Source organism: Eudoraea sp. (genome assembly GCF_049665975.1).
Classification (GTDB): domain Bacteria; phylum Bacteroidota; class Bacteroidia; order Flavobacteriales; family Flavobacteriaceae; genus Eudoraea.
In genome coordinates this window covers 12,643-28,103 of the sequence record NZ_JBATGR010000334.1, presented here as the reverse complement: position 1 = coordinate 28,103, position 15,461 = coordinate 12,643, and the positions used below count along the sequence as shown (strand labels likewise).

Sequence of the window (15,461 nt, the reverse complement as noted above, 5' to 3'; positions counted from 1 at the left end):
TCCATAAGTTTTCTGAAGAGGAAACAGGTTTGCAAAAAACCATTTGGCACCACGGGGGTAGCGTAAACAATTATAGAAATGAAATTGCGGTTTATCCTGAATCCGATCTGGGGATTTGTGTTTTATTAAACAATAATTCCAAACTCGCCAAAACATTGGTCCCGGATTTGTACAAGATAGTTAAAGAGGTATATGACCAGACTACACACAAAATTGCCCTGACTGGCGTTTCTAAGACTATACCAGCCCTTTGAGTGGCATATTAATTTAAAAAAATTTACAGCTTAAAAAAAAGCCAGAGCCATTGGTTTTTCAACCTCCAACACTATATTTATATAAGTTCTTGGCGGCGTCCTTTTAATTTATTAAAACAAGTACTATTTCATCGTAAAACCAGAGTACTTACTCGTCGGCTAAAACAGTACGTTTCCATTTAGATTCATGCTTTTTTGACAACTCGAACTATTTTTGCACAATATTCCAAAAAGCACATATTTACCCCTGTCATGGGTGTTATCTATAGCCTCTATTTATCCTGTTGGACGGTCCAGATTGGGGTACAGACTGTTAAGTCGTTGGGCCCTGTATACAGAATAGCGGATTTCCGGATCATAGATATGTAGTTCCCATATCTTTTCTGTAGCCGGTTCTTTGGTCACTTCCAGAATCCGGGCCCATTGATGGCCACCGAATGTTGGCATCAGCTTGCCTTCCTTATCCTTAAAACGCCCACCATCTGTTATAAGGATATTGCCGGTAGTAGGCATATAGTCGGCATCACTAATAAAGGGTGATACAAATCGTTCCTTTTCCGGGCCATAGGTCCATACCTCCTCTACTGTCCCGGCAACTTCATCTACCCGCAATTCCAGTGCCCTACTAAAACGTTCATCTTCCGGCATGGGGGGATTCGGGGGTATAAATCGTGCCCCGCCGTTGTCGAATAAAAGAAGCGTGCCCTGGGGTGTCAGTTCTAAACCGTGCTGGTGGCATGGCCAGGTAAAGTCTCCTATGGGCTCCAGGAGTTTATCGGACCAGGGCTTTTCCCAGCCAGTCTGATCACCGAGTATCCATTTTAATGCCCCGGTTTTCATATCAATTTTGTAAATCGCACATTGGAAATTCGAGGAGACAAGAACGGCATCTTCTTCTTCAATGTAATAAATAGCATTACAATGTGTAATATCATAGGGCAGGGGATCGTAAGTTTCTTTATAAATATCGTAGTAATGATCTCCACTTAAAGAACCATCACCCAGACGTCTGGGGTCCAGTATATCTACCAAAGACCATTTACGTAATGTGCTGCCATCGGGAGCAAACTCTATGATGACATCACCTGCAACGTCTGCGGTTTGTTTCTTAACAGAAGGAGGATACTCCACAGGGAAATCCTCCAGGGAACGTACTTCCAGTCCCAGACCAATGAAATTACCTGAGGCAAGCTCTATTACGTCGTGGTGAAACATATCTGTATCTACGGCAATACTTTCCTTTGATACGGGTTTGGTAACTGCGCCTGAAGAATACCATTCCTGAACTTTGTTCCCCAGCATATCTACTTCAAAAACACGTCCGTCTTCAACTCCTCCAAACATCAGGTTTCCATTATGTTTTCTACGGACTTCATCAATCCAATGATCTGTTTTCAGGTACCAAACTACATCCCCTGCTTCATTTACCGCAATAGCATAACCCCAGTCCGCATCATCATCAAATGGTTCTTTCCACCGAAACACAGTGAACATCGTTATACCCGGCTCCATCTCAGCGGTTTTCTCCTGTACCAGCTCCAGTGAAGGAAAATCTTCTGGCAATGGAGGGGTTTCAATAGTAAGGGAATCCAATAGGAGTTCCCTGCCATTTTCATCTCTGAGGGTTGCTGTAATATGATGTGTTTTTCCCGGTTTTAATCCTAGCACCAATACTTCATGATTCATTTTTAAAGAATCATCAGGTTGCACAATCTGCTTTGTTATCCCATCATCAATGGTTATAGTAGTATTTACGGGACGGTCTGAGGTAAAGCTTAGGATTCCGGCCAGGGGCGCATTTTTATTGGGATTGGGTACTAGTTGTACATTTAAGGCCACAGGAGGTCCCGCACAGCTGAGAAGGATTAGAGTAGCAAAAAATGCCAGCATGGCTAATCTGTAAGATCTTAAAATGCGGAGAATGATCAGCCAAGAATACACAGCATTCTTGAACCGATTACTTATATACATGAATTTCATCTGGTTTTGATTGGTAAATTTATATCGTAATATACAATCTTTTTTAAGGATTTTCCCCCAGCCTTTAATCAAAGCTGTATAAATTACAACGCAACCTTTAACCCTGCTATCAACTGATCAATTTCCTCGGTACTGGTATAATGCAAAAAAGACATTCTCAACACGCCTGGTTCTGCCGGTATAGCCATATCTTTAAGAGGTCTAACCGCATAAAAATTACCCATCCCCATCATGAGTTTATGTTGAGTTAAGCTAGCATATACTTCTTTGAGACTCTTATTAAGAGGAAGAATCGAAATTGTAGGCACTCTTCCATCGACTTTATGAGGACCTAAAATCTGAATATCATCCCGGGATCTCAAAAACTCCAGTAGCGGCTCCATAAGGGCTTTTTCTTGTGAACGAAATAATCTGTTCAGGGCTCTGTTTCTTTGAGAAGGCAATGCCTGTTCATCAAAATGATGTTCATACACGGTATCAAAATAATCCAATATGCCGCTCACCGAACCAATTTGAGCATGATCTGGTCCGGCAGGGGTTAACATACTTCTGGTAATACCCTCCTTGAAAAAATGAGACTGATTTTCCATTTTGACAATCAATTCTTTCTTAACATACATCAACCCTAAATGTGGCCCATAGGTCTTGTATAATGAAAACAGATAAATATCTGCTCCCAATGCTTTTAAATCCGGAAAGCCATGTGGAGCGTAGGCCACGCCGTCTACCGCACAAAGAGCCCCGTTGGCATGTGCCCTTTGACTTATTTCTTTTACCGGGTTCACATGACCGATCACATTTGAACAATGAGGAAATACCACCATCCGGGTTCGGTCAGAAAATAAACCGTCTAAATCCTCCAGGCCTAATAAGCCCCTTTCCCGATCTACATGCCACTCTACAATTTTAAGTCCCCGGTCTGCCAATCTTCTCCATGCCCCTGCATTGGCTTCATGATCCTGACAGGAAACGATAATCTCGTCTCCGTCTTTCCACATAGGCCGCATGGCATTTGCCAGCACATATACATTTTGGGTGGTTGACGGGCCGAAGTGAATTTCAGATTCTTCTACATTCAGGTACTCGGCCATCCTCCTATAAGAAGTATCCATCATATCTCCGGCCAGCATAGAAGCAGGATATGGATAATAGGGTTGCACCTTGTTTTTCATATAAAAGTCAGTCAACCGGCTAATAAATTGTATACACGGATAGGATCCTCCCGCATTTTCAAAAAAAGCCCATCCGTCCAGGGTAGGTTCAGAAAAAGCTGGAAAGTGTGAGCGTACAAATTTTAAATCAAGTTTCATAAATAGCATTCTTAAATTAGTTATAATACGTTTAGGAACAGGCCAATACTTTTTTGTCAAAAGCATATTTCAGGTACTTGCCAATTTTACCTACCCTTCCAAATGTCATATGTTTTCGGAATTACAAGACGTCTAGATTTATTCTAAATTATACACATTATATGTCCTGGACCATGCCACTGATTGGCCAGGTTTAATAAATATATTAAAATATAACTCAGGACTAATTACATGACTACATCCCCAAAGATTTACTTTTTTTGTTTTAAAACTTCCGGTTTCACTAATTCCAATATTATTGCTAAGGTCTATTATTTCCCATGCTGCGTCAACATTTTTATTACCGGTGAGGTTGCTAAAATAGAATTGCTCATTGGGCGTTCGGTTGAATTTAATTTCATTTTGCCCTATTTCAACTTTTTGCTCAGGATTAACAGTTTCCCCAAATTTTTTAGGTTTTAATTTAAATTGAAATTTTAATACATAATTATTCCCCACAAGTCCTTTATTTATTGCTATAAAATTATGCCCGTATTCGTTCGTGCTAATATCTTTTTCACCCGTATTTTCTAAGTAGTATTTGATTGTAAAATTACTTTCATGCAATTCAACTTCTTTTTCCAATAAATACGAATAACCGTTGCTATTTTCTGATAAACATTTAATTAAAACTTTATTTGATTTAATAATAGTAGTAAACTCAGCTGGTTTAATAGGGTAATTTTTACTAAACAGATATTGATTATCATCTTTTTTTAATAAACCCACACCTATTTTGTGAAACCAACCCCCTATATCAGTCTCATTGTATCCTAATGCCGAATCAATTCCGAATTCATTGTAGAATCCTTTACCAAAATAATGTTCATTTTCACAATCAGGTCGCTCAATACCGGATAAATGAATGTTTTGAAATTTTACTTTTACAATTTTTCCTGTCCAGTCAAATCTTGAAGAATTATAATTCTCCTGAGGTAGGTCAATATGAATTTCCAGATTTTTGTTTTTAAGTATATGCGGCATAATTTAAAAGTAGTAATAGCTTAATACTAAACAATTATCATGAAATAAAAAAACCGCTACAATCTATTTTAGCGGTTCTTTATTCTTAAATGTAAATTAAATTTTTACATTATCTTGTTTGATTGATCAAGTTCAAGAAATACTTACGACTTTAATCTCTTAAAGATAAATCGGGTGATAAAAATACCTGTTCCATCGCCTTTCCCTGCGTCACTTTCAACGCCACTTGTCACGAATGCCAATTCCCACCCTTCTGTAATCATGGTATTGACCTTTGATGAAAGTAAGGCATCATTTGAAGCAACATTTTGAAAATTAATACCTGTTGCACTGTAGAAATTTAGAATTTTAGTTTCATCAAAATTATCCACCTTGGCATCTCCTCGTTTTGATTTATTCTGCTTTTTATTTTCTTCTGTTCTGGATGAGGTATATTCCTTATAATCTTTGTCTTCCTGGGCGGAAATGATCCTGGACCTTCCAAGTCCCATTGGAACTACCGATTCAATACTGGTTACAATTCTATACTCAAAGGTTTGCGCCTTAATTTCAATTATTGAAACGAATAATAAGGCTGCGAATAAAATTTTTTTAATCATTTTGTTGGTTTTTTTAGTTTTAAACTTTGTTATATTAAGTACTAACTTATGATTTGGATAATTATTACAAAATCATCAATAATAATCTATTATAAAGCGCTTACAGATAGTCAAACTCACCGGTGTATTTGCCTAAAAACGTAATCATAGTTTCTATTTGTATTTTCAAGATGCCTGTGCAGATGACTCCTTTCTCCCTGGTATTAGGCTGAAAAGCTCGCAGTACAACCGGATATATGATTTCAAATTTTTTACCAACGCGGCAATCTGGCTCGTTTACTAAAAAGGTTTACCAAACCTTTTTTAACGCTTCTCCCTGTTTTGATAATGAAATATTTTTCGTTCAGGCAACGGCAATGTTAAATATTGCTTTTCCATCGGGATCAATTGCTAACGGGGGTTCCCAGTTTTAGGCATATCAATTTATTTTAAATAAAAATCATACCATTCAAAAGTCTTCCAACAACCATTTCAAGGCTGCTTTTCGTTCCGGAAAAATTTTTGTTTCCCAACCCAGATTTCTCGTAGATATTTCGTAGAATGAGGCTATTTGTTGGGCTTCAATGTCCTTAGGTTTGAGAAGTGCGATGCGAATAGATTTATTCATACCCCATTTATTGTATAATTCATAGGGAAGCTTAAAAATGTCGGCCCTGTTTAAATTAGTTATAATATTCTGCGACTCTACTAACACTTTGTATACCTTTTTTTTATTGGTAATTTCAATCGCTGAGATAGAAGATTCAAATAAATCCTTTGCTGAATTAGAACCGTTGTATACCAAAACAACTATCCGATACTTTTCATCAAATTTAACTTTCCAATTCATAGCTAATGCCGTAATTTAACACTTAATTTACAAAATTAATTTTGGATAATAATTGATTGTTAAACTTGACGGGAGCCTTTATTTAATGTAGTTTAGGAAAATATAAGGTGGGTTTTACATTCGCCAATAATGCTTGCATAAAAAACATTATGATTTTAAAAATAAACAACCAGAGTTTTGAGGTAGACGTTGATGTGGCTACTCCTTTATTATGGGTCATCCGCGAACAAGCCGGTTTAACCGGCACAAAATTTGGATGTGGCATTGGACAATGTGGTGCCTGCACCGTGCAGCTTGATGGCGTACCCATACGGTCTTGTCTTACCCCATTACAAGCCGCGGCTGATAAAGAAGTAATTACCATTGAGGGTATCGCTAATGATAGCGAACTACATACAATACAGCGCGTGTGGATTGAAGAACAGGTTCCGCAATGCGGTTATTGCCAGTCGGGACAAATCATGTCTGCACATGCCTTATTGGCAAATAATACGTCACCAACGGACAAGGATATAGACGAGGCTATGAGTGGCAATATTTGCCGTTGTGGCACCTATTCCCGTATTAAAACAGGAATCAAGCGTGCGTCAGAAGAATTAGCTGCGGCATCATCAATAAATACAGAAAACAATGGGTAAGTGGACCAGACGAGCATTTATTACCACAGGCGTACTTACCGGAGGTGCTTTGGTAGTTGGAATTGCCATTAGACCAGGAAACCGTGCTGGGAAAGTCAGGGATTTAATTGCGGGGGAAGGAGATACGGTACTTAATATCTGGCTGAAAGTTAATACAGATAACAGCATTACGGTCATTGTTCCTCATGCCGAAATGGGACAGGGGGTCCATACCACTTTGCCTATGATGCTGGCCGACGAAATGGATGCGGATTGGAAAAATATTAGAATGTTAGAAGCTCCGGGGAATAAAGAATATGCTAATTATGCCATGGGTAAAGGATTTATTATGGGTCCAAAAGATATCCCTTCCATGCTTATCGGAACCGTTGATGGCTTTTTTTTAACGGCCACTAAGCAAATCAGTCTTCAAATGACAGGGGGAAGTTCTTCTGTACGTTTTACAGGAATGTTCGCTATGCGCGTTGCAGGAGCAGCAGCCAGAGCAGTATTATTAGAGGCTGCATCAGAGGAATGGAACGTTTCCACAGAGGAATTAATGGTTAAAAACAGTATAATTTCGCACCCACCCAGCAATAGAACGGCACCTTTTGCGAGTTTTGTTGATAAAGCGGCCAGTTTAGCACAACCAGCCAAACCGCGTCTTAAGACATCTGAAGAATTTACGATAATGGGGACTTCGCCTCCACGTTTCGATATCCCGTCAAAGGTAGATGGAACAGCGAATTTTGGAATTGATGTATCTCTTCCAAACATGAAATATGCAGCCATAAAAGCTTCCCCTGTATTTGGTGCCAAGGCTAAGCCTTTGGAGGCAAGTGCCATTAAGGATATGCCGGGGGTGCACAAAATTGTGAATCTTGAAGGGGCCATAGCCGTAATTGCAGATGGCTATTGGTTGGCAAAAAAGGCCATAAACGAATTGCCTGTTGAATTTAACAAAAGTGATCACGATGCGGTAGGATTGAATGATATTTATGATCAGTATTTAAGAGATATGAATACTGCAATTAACGAGGGGAATGAAGAAAAAGATGTTAAAAAAGGAAGTATAAAGGACATTTTTAAAGAAGCTACAAATGTGCTAGAGGCCGAATACAGGGTACCTTATTTTGCCCATGCCACAATGGAACCCATGAATTGCACTGCTTTGGTAAAAGAAGATGGATGCGAGATCTGGGTGGGAAGTCAGAACCCCTTAGGATTTGCAAACAGTGTAGCCGAAGTACTGGATCTGGACCAGGAGAAGGTAGTGGTACATAACCAATATCTTGGTGGTGGGTTTGGTCGAAGATCTGTGCCCGATGTGGCCATTCAGGCAGCTTTAATTGCTAAAGAAGTAGACTATCCGGTTAAGCTCATCTGGTCTCGTGAAGACGATATAAGACAAGATCATTACAGGGAAGCCAACATCAGTCGGTTTAAAGCGAGCCTTAATGATTCAGGTCAAATTAGTGCCTGGAACAATCAGTTTGTATTTAAGCACGATCCGGAAGAAGCCCCGCACATTCCTTATGGCGTAGAAAATCAATATATTCATTATACGAATAGCGAAACACATGTACCCTGGGGGTATTGGCGGAGTGTAGATTCTTCTATGCACGCTTTTTTCACAGAGTCCTTTATGGATGAGTTGGCGTTCAGAGCCAATAAAGATCCTTATCAATTCAGACGGGAACATCTTACTAATGCACCCCGATTTTTAAAGGTGCTTGATCTGGCTGCTGAGAAAGCCAATTGGGGAGAAGCTCTTCCGGCTAACTGGGGAAGGGGTATATCACTTCATCAGTCTTTTGGAACCATTGTTGCTCAGGTGGCCGAGATAGAAATAGTTGAGGACGCTCTCAAGGTGCACAGGGTGGTTTGTGTAGCCGACCCGGGTTTTGCGTTTCACCCCGACGGTTTTACTGCACAAATGGAAAGTGGTATTGTTTTCGGACTTACTGCTGCTTTATATGGCGAAATAACAATCGAAAACGGGGCGGTGAAGCAAAGTAATTTCCATGACTACCAAATGGTACGTATGCACGAATCCCCTAAAATAGAAACCCATATCGTTACCAGCGATAACTGGCCAGGTGGTGCAGGTGAACCAAGTACCCCAGGTATTGCACCCGCTTTAGCAAATGCAATTTTTAATGCATCTGGGATTCGGATTCGAGAGCTACCCGTGAAAAATCATGAATTTAAGGCCAATACCAGGATATTAGGCTAATAAAATTACCTTAAAGTATTTTAATTGATGACTTATTTTAGGAATGAGTCATGCCATATCCAATAGTATAAAAAGCAAAAAGGAAGACTGTAAATACAGGCTTCCTTTGCTGGGAATATAGCTTAAAAAGTTTATTTAAGAACCAGGATTAAGTAGTTTCTCTTCTATATCGTTTTTCCGTTTTTCCAGTATTTCCTGTTTCCTGGCGAGGATTATTTGTTGATTTTTAATTGCGGATAGTTCATTTATTAATAATTTCTTTTCAACAGATTCTGTATCCATGGAAACATTTAAATTATCAATAGTATTTAAGTTGTCTTGGGTATAGATATCTAATTGATTAATGAGGTCTTGAATATCAGCAAAAGCTCTTTTGGTATAATACCTTCCCATTTCAAAATCTTTTGGGTCTGAAGCCTTTTCTAAATTTTCGATCCCATCCAAAATTGGGTCCACAGCCTTATCACAGCCACATATATCAATCAGTTTCTTAGCTTTTTCTAATGCTTCCAGGGCTTTATACGCATAATACTTTTGATGATCAAAATTTTTGGAGCTAAAAGATTTCTTAGCGTGATTTAACGCATAGGAGGCAGAAGTATAGGTATTGTCGCATTTAGCAGATACCAATAAAGTGGTTAGAATAAATGTAAAAGATAATAGAAATTTGGTAGTCATGGTAATTTATTTTAAGATTAGGGATGGTAAAGGAGGCAAACTTTCCTGAATAAAAAAAAAATATGTGGTCAACGGTTATTTTTTGTAGTCAAAATACTATTAAAGGCGGTTTTAAGATGTAAAAAGGGCTCTATATTAACAAACCACTTTTATAATTATCGGGCCAATTCCTGTCACAATAAATAAACTACAAGAAAACCTAAATAAGTCCCAAGTGCATTACCTAATGTTCCTACCAGGATAGCAGGTAAGATGAGTTCATTTCTGTTAAAGGTTTCAGCAAGAGCTATTGCCGTGGTGCCTCCGCCAATATTGGCCTGACTGATTATGGAAATCATTTCCCAATCCCGGTAAATAAAACTGCCTAATAGAATCACCAGTATCCCATGCAGAAATACCGCAATTGAAGCAAAGAGCAATAAAGTAAGTCCAATCTCCTTAAGTTCTATTACCGAACTAATTTCACAATAAGCCCCAATTACTGCCAGAAATAGGTATACCAGATACAATCCGAGAAAGTGGCTTCCCTTTAAGCCTTGCACAAAACGGGTTTGTGCCAATAAAATCCCAATCGTAGAAAGGGTTAATATTGAAGGGATTTGAGGGAAGAGGTTGGTTGTTAATTCAGAGACATAATACGCGAAAACTCCCAGAAACAATAACCATATTAGAGAATTAAAATTAAGTTGTTCTTTATCCTCTGCATCTAATGTTGGTGTAGATGTTTTAATCTTTTTATCTTTCCAGAATGTTTTTAAAATGGCTGGAAAAGATAGTGTGACAATAATCCATAGCGTTGTAATTACATTGTCGACGGCAATAGTTCCGGCATATAGAATACCTCGTTCCTGAAAATCATACTCCAGTGCTATTGCATTAAAGTTGACGCTACCTCCTGTATAGGTTCCTGTTAACATACCGGCTATAATTTTTCCATCTTCACCCAGTACGTCCTGAGGCGATATCAGATACCAGGAAAATAGAATACCCAGAGTGGTTGCCAGTGAACCTATTAAAAATAGAATTATCATAGGGGCTCCAGCCTTCTTTATTGAATTAAGATTAACCCCCAGCAATAAGTAAAATATAGAAATAGGTGCTAAATAAGTAAAAATACCATCATATAAGGGAATGGAATTTGAAGCGGAAGGAATTAATCCCAGGTTAGCGATAACTGCCGTAAAAAGTATTACCAATAATGCCGCTCCAAGTTTTTTACCAAATCTAGTTTTAGAAACATAATCCGCCAGGATCACCATTAAACATAATACCCCTAAAACATAAACCGGGTTTTCAATAAAGTTCATTGCCTAAAGATATCAAAATAATAGTATGCCAGATCCCGCCGGGGTTTTTTACTTATTGGTATAAAGGTTAATTTGATATATATAGGTTTAGCTATCTTTATTCGTGCTATCTGGTTTTGAGTAAAATATGATAAACTCATGAAATATCATGATGTACCCAAATAAATAGGTCAGATATTTCTTTTTAAAGCATACAAATTCTTCTGTTATGAAAAACTTTCTGATACTTCTATTTTTATTATTGTTTATTGGTTGCAATACGAACCCCAAAATTGAACCGGAACACGGCTCTGAAGAAGTTGATACCACTTGTGATCAAGAGGGAATTATCCTTCAAATTCTGGGTTCAGGTGGGCCTGCTGCAGGAGATGCCAGGGCTTCAACCGGATACCTGGTTTGGGTTGATGGGAGACCATTGGTTATGATAGACGCGGGAGGCGGTACATTTCTAAGACTGCAACAGGCAGGAGCCCATATACGGAATATTGAGTTTCTGGGCATAAGTCATTTTCATCCGGATCATGCCTCTGAGCTACCGGCTTTACTTTGGTCCGACATATTTTCGAACCGGCCGGCTCCATTAAATGTATCCGGCCCGGTTGGAGAAGGATCCGACGGACTTAAGGGATTCCTGTCTGCGGTTAATGATATGGCAGTGCCTATTAATGCTTTTACCAGAATCAACGCTATTGAAGTTATTTCACAAAAAGATTCTATTACAACGGTCTATAAGGATGAACTTCTAAATGTAACAGCTATTGGTGTAAACCACGCCAATAAACCTACACTAGCCTATAAAGTAACCATAGACAATAAGAGCATTGTTTTTGGAGCCGATCAAACGCTTGATACTCCTGGTTTTATCAATTTTGCAAAGGGAGCAGACCTACTGGTATTGCATTTGGCCATTTCTGAAGAAGCTGACAAACCATTTACAAACCTTCATGCCAAACCACTTAAAGTAGGCTCTATGGCTCAGGAGTCTGGCGTTCAGCGGCTGGTATTAAGTCATTTGATGAAATTAGATTCTGTACATCCGAGAGCTAAAGAGTTTAGCCTCTGGAACATAAACTCAAATTTAATAAGGGTAAAAGATAATTATACGGGAACCATAATTTTAGCAGAAGATCTAAAGTGTATTCCACTTTAGGGACCCGTAGCAAGATTTTTAATAAATAATATACATATTAAAACTATATTTAACTGCCGGTTTAGCCAGCCCGAAATAAACTAACTAACTCTAAAAATTAAGTATTTATGAAATCCGAGGAACTACTGAATGGTGATACAATAATTGCCATATCTATTTTTGCTGTGACCATTATCCTGGTTTTGTTTTTAAGAAAGAAAGTAGGTAAGGATTATGAGATTAAAACTTCCGATATAATAATTGCTATAGTACCTCTCGCGGTATGGTTATTACTAACGGGGAAAGTTGAACGGCTTAAAGTAGGTGATTTTGAAGTTACATTGGTAGCAGAAGCCATTCAGGAGGCAAAGAATACCGAGATTTCCGAAACCGCGGCCCTAATAAGTCCTATTAGCAGTATTACCAAAGAGATAGATAACATAAGGGGGGCTCCTAAGTCCAGTCTGGTAGACCTTGATAAGATCCTTAAATCGAAACCGGAAGCCCTGATCTTTTTAATGGGTTATGATAATTATGGTTCTACAGAAATTGAACAATACCTAAACAAGTTAGCACAGTCTACATTAAAATATATCATCATTAACGATTACACAACCGGGAAATTCAAAGGAATTATTTCTTTAGAGTTATTGATGCCTCAGATTTTTTCAAAAAACCCGGAGTTTACTGCTGATGATTTGAAAATATGGTTAGAGAATAGTAATGAAACTGAAATATATAATATTGATGGGTTGCTAAGTTTTAATGATGCTATTAAACCCACTACTTCAAAATATGTCGCCTTGGAAAATATGCAAAAGTTGGAAACAACATTTTTACCTGTAATAAATGAAAAGGAAGAATTTATCGGTGTCATTCATATGGAACAATTATCTACCAGCCTGCTAATGGATATTTCTAAAAATTTGATTGCAACGGCACCTGCGAAGAAGTGATTCTTTTAGAGATTCCTCTTAATTTTCCAAAATTCCAGCGGGTTAGCGGAGTTGGATAGTAAAAGTTTATTTTTTGCGATTCATCCATTTCTTAGCCGGATTAAACCATGCTGCATGAGGAGTATATAAAAATCCATGACCAAGGCCTGTATTTATTTCGAGTTGTTCAAAACTTGCGGCATTGGAAGATTTATCTATCCAGTATTGGTAATTGTTGCCGGCAACAGTATCAGATTTTTCATAGATCCCCAATATATTTCCATGCAGGTTCCAGTCAAAAGTCTTTTGTGTATAATCACTGCTTGAACCCAGGAGTACATAATTCACCTTATTAATATTCAAATCCGAAATGTACATGGCTATCATACCTCCTTTGGATGCCCCAATAAGTGTAATATCTGAAGGTGCTACTCCTTTTGCTATAAGCTCATCTATTTCTTTTGATATTTTCTTTCCAAATTCGTAAAAGTCGGTTTTCTCTGTTCGCACCTCTGCATGAACCTCAGCACCTGTTGCTTTAAGTGAATCAATAATAGAGGTGTACTCATAGGCTCCGAATTGAGGACTTACTGCACGAATACCTTGCACTTCTATAATCATACCATGTAAATAAAATATATGTTTCATTGGTTCCTGCTTTGGTGAACATGAGAATAGTACCATTAAAACTGAAAGTTTGTATAGCAAGTTCATTGGCATTAAATTAGCGAGTGTAAGATAATCAATTAAGGCCAGTATTGTATTTTGGAATATGGCCATTTATTCTGGAAATGTTCTGCTTAAATAGCTTGTGGGGATAAGAGTAAATTATTGTCTTTTAAACTTAAGGGAATGAATTTTTAAGTTTATTTTAGAGCAACTTAAAATCCAATTCAAAAGGTGTTGTTATATGCAGCTCTTTGAAGACAGAAAAACCAACCAATTAATCAAAGCTCAAATATGAAAAAAATTCAGAACTATCTTGTTGCCCTTATTATAGCGGTTACCATTGTCCATTGCACCGATAAAAAGCCAATGGCCGATAAACCCGAAAAAAAGGATCGTAATATGTTTGGGCTTTATATACCGCGTGGCTTAACAAAAACCACAGAAGGTCTTGCCCCCGGGTATGTGATATTCAGACCGGCAAATTCCGCTTCTACTTACCTTGTTAACCGGGAAGGAAAAGTAGTTCATGAATGGAAAGGGAATTATGAAGTAAACAGTTTTTATTTAAATGATGACGGTTCGCTAACACTTCTTTCTGTAGATCCTGATTTTCCTGTATTTGGTGGTGGAGGCAATGCGGGTAGGTTACAAAAAATTAGTTGGGACGGTAAAATGCTATGGGATTTTGAATATGCCGATGACGAACAACACACACATCATGACATAGCCCTTTTACCAAACGGCAATATTCTTGCGATAGCCTGGGAGGCAAAGACTGAGGAAGAGGTATTACAGGCAGGTAGAAAGCCTGAATTTACTCCAAAAGCCGGGCTTTGGCCCGATAAAATAGTTGAAATAAAACCCAAAGGCAAAAGCGGGGGTGAAATTGTGTGGGAATGGCATATTTGGGATCATTTAATACAGGATTATGATGAAACCAAGGATAATTATGGCGATGTAGCAGCACATCCTGAACTCCTTGACTTTAATAAGGATGGGGAAATACCGCCTCTTATTTCCCATGACAGTATGGCGGTATTACATAAATTAAAAAGAGCATGGAAGAACCAAACTGTTGAAAACAGAGGCTCTGATGTACATCACGTAAATGCCATCGACTACAACCCTGAACTGGATCAAATAGTCTTTAGTTCCCCTAATTTGGATGAAATATTTATTATTGACCACAGTACAACTACAGAAGAAGCGGCTGGCCATAGCGGAGGCAAAATGGGCCGTGGTGGCGACTTTTTATACCGATGGGGAAACCCTGAAAATTATAACCATGGCGATTCCACCAATCAGAAATTGTTTGGCCAGCACGATGTAAGATGGATTGAGAAGGGATTGCCTGGTGAAGGCCATCTGACACTATTTAATAATGCTGTGCCCATGGGTCCGGACAGTTTGAATTATTCGGCGGTATTGGAATTAGAGCCACCCATAAATGATGAAGGTAGTTATATTATGGGGGAAGAAGGTACATATGGCCCTGAGAAAGCCATTTGGCAGTATATCGCTCCGGATACGCTATCTTTTTACGGCAGCTTTATATCGGGTGCACAAAGAATGGCCAATGGAAACACCTTTATCAATGAAGGGCCAAAGGGCCGTTTCTTTGAGGTTACTCCTGAAGGGGAAATTGTTTGGGAATATCTGAATCCATATCGCGGGAATATCCATCATTCTGATGGGGACCCGGTTTCGCCAATACCTTTTGCATACTGGCAGTTCAGATCCAATTTTATTCCTGCTGAACATCCGGGTTTACAGGGAAAAGAATTAGAACCATTGGACCCACAACCTGAGGAATTCAAACTTCCTCCTAAACCCAAAAAAGAGGAATCATAGCAAAAGCTTATTAAATCTCCCCAATCGCTAAAAAAAGTGGAATT

Annotated in this window: 13 protein-coding genes and 1 pseudogene; 6 read left to right on the top strand and 8 right to left on the bottom strand. The window is 38.6% G+C overall.

The genetic code is table 11. The features are described from left to right. Positions 1-254: pseudogene (locus WBN20_RS11720) on the top strand (serine hydrolase); the annotation flags it as partial. A 276-nt stretch (positions 255-530) separates the two neighbouring features. On the opposite strand, the gene WBN20_RS11715 reads toward WBN20_RS11720, so the two are convergent. From WBN20_RS11715 to WBN20_RS11695, 5 genes are all read right to left on the bottom strand, one after another. After that, positions 531-2,144, bottom strand: coding sequence for an aryl-sulfate sulfotransferase (locus tag WBN20_RS11715; RefSeq protein WP_424281809.1), 1,614 nt, complete (start codon positions 2,142-2,144; stop codon positions 531-533). Positions 2,145-2,317: 173 nt separating this feature from the next. After that, positions 2,318-3,544, bottom strand: a complete 1,227-nt coding sequence (locus WBN20_RS11710; protein WP_424281808.1) for an aminotransferase class V-fold PLP-dependent enzyme — start codon at positions 3,542-3,544, stop codon at positions 2,318-2,320. A gap of 138 nt (positions 3,545-3,682) precedes the next feature. After that, entirely contained in the window at positions 3,683-4,567 is an 885-nt protein-coding gene (locus WBN20_RS11705) for a hypothetical protein (RefSeq protein ID WP_424281807.1), read from the bottom strand. Between the two features lie 143 nt (positions 4,568-4,710). Continuing rightward, the gene (locus WBN20_RS11700) at positions 4,711-5,163 is read right to left on the bottom strand and encodes a hypothetical protein (RefSeq protein WP_424272047.1); all 453 of its coding nucleotides are present in this window, start codon (positions 5,161-5,163) and stop codon (positions 4,711-4,713) included. Between the two features lie 451 nt (positions 5,164-5,614). Beyond that, positions 5,615-5,995: a hypothetical protein gene (locus WBN20_RS11695; RefSeq protein WP_424281806.1), complete on the bottom strand. Its 381-nt coding sequence runs from the start codon at positions 5,993-5,995 to the stop codon at positions 5,615-5,617. Between the two features lie 146 nt (positions 5,996-6,141). Here WBN20_RS11695 and WBN20_RS11690 point away from each other — a divergent pair, with 146 nt between their 5' ends. Continuing rightward, on the top strand, positions 6,142-6,633 hold the full coding sequence (locus WBN20_RS11690; protein ID WP_424273840.1) for a (2Fe-2S)-binding protein: 492 nt from the start codon (positions 6,142-6,144) through the stop codon (positions 6,631-6,633). Then, complete coding sequence (locus WBN20_RS11685) at positions 6,626-8,848, top strand: molybdopterin cofactor-binding domain-containing protein (protein ID WP_424281805.1); 2,223 nt, start codon at positions 6,626-6,628, stop codon at positions 8,846-8,848. The genes WBN20_RS11690 and WBN20_RS11685 overlap by 8 nt, the downstream gene beginning before the upstream one ends. Before the next feature lie 135 nt (positions 8,849-8,983). Here the strand turns inward: WBN20_RS11685 and WBN20_RS11680 are convergent, their stop codons facing one another. Together WBN20_RS11680 and WBN20_RS11675 are read right to left on the bottom strand one after the other, a co-directional pair. Then, a complete protein-coding gene (locus tag WBN20_RS11680) occupies positions 8,984-9,526 on the bottom strand; it encodes a hypothetical protein (protein ID WP_424281804.1) in 543 nt (180 codons plus the stop codon). A 173-nt stretch (positions 9,527-9,699) separates the two neighbouring features. Beyond that, positions 9,700-10,833, bottom strand: a complete 1,134-nt coding sequence (locus WBN20_RS11675) for a DUF819 domain-containing protein (RefSeq protein ID WP_424281803.1) — start codon at positions 10,831-10,833, stop codon at positions 9,700-9,702. Between the two features lie 208 nt (positions 10,834-11,041). On the opposite strand from WBN20_RS11675, the gene WBN20_RS11670 reads away from it, so the two are divergent. Both WBN20_RS11670 and WBN20_RS11665 read left to right on the top strand, forming a co-directional pair. Continuing rightward, entirely contained in the window at positions 11,042-11,983 is a 942-nt protein-coding gene (locus WBN20_RS11670) for an MBL fold metallo-hydrolase (RefSeq protein WP_424281802.1), read from the top strand. Between the two features lie 107 nt (positions 11,984-12,090). After that, entirely contained in the window at positions 12,091-12,918 is an 828-nt protein-coding gene (locus WBN20_RS11665) for a hypothetical protein (protein WP_424281801.1), read from the top strand. A gap of 66 nt (positions 12,919-12,984) precedes the next feature. On the opposite strand, the gene WBN20_RS11660 is transcribed toward WBN20_RS11665, so the two are convergent. Beyond that, entirely contained in the window at positions 12,985-13,545 is a 561-nt protein-coding gene (locus WBN20_RS11660; protein WP_424281800.1) for a hypothetical protein, read from the bottom strand. Between the two features lie 312 nt (positions 13,546-13,857). Between WBN20_RS11660 and WBN20_RS11655 the strand changes: the two genes are divergently transcribed. Then, positions 13,858-15,417 carry an aryl-sulfate sulfotransferase gene (locus tag WBN20_RS11655; protein WP_424281799.1) on the top strand — a complete coding sequence of 520 codons (1,560 nt, stop codon included), beginning with the start codon at positions 13,858-13,860 and terminating at the stop codon, positions 15,415-15,417. Positions 15,418-15,461: the final 44 nt, after the last annotated feature.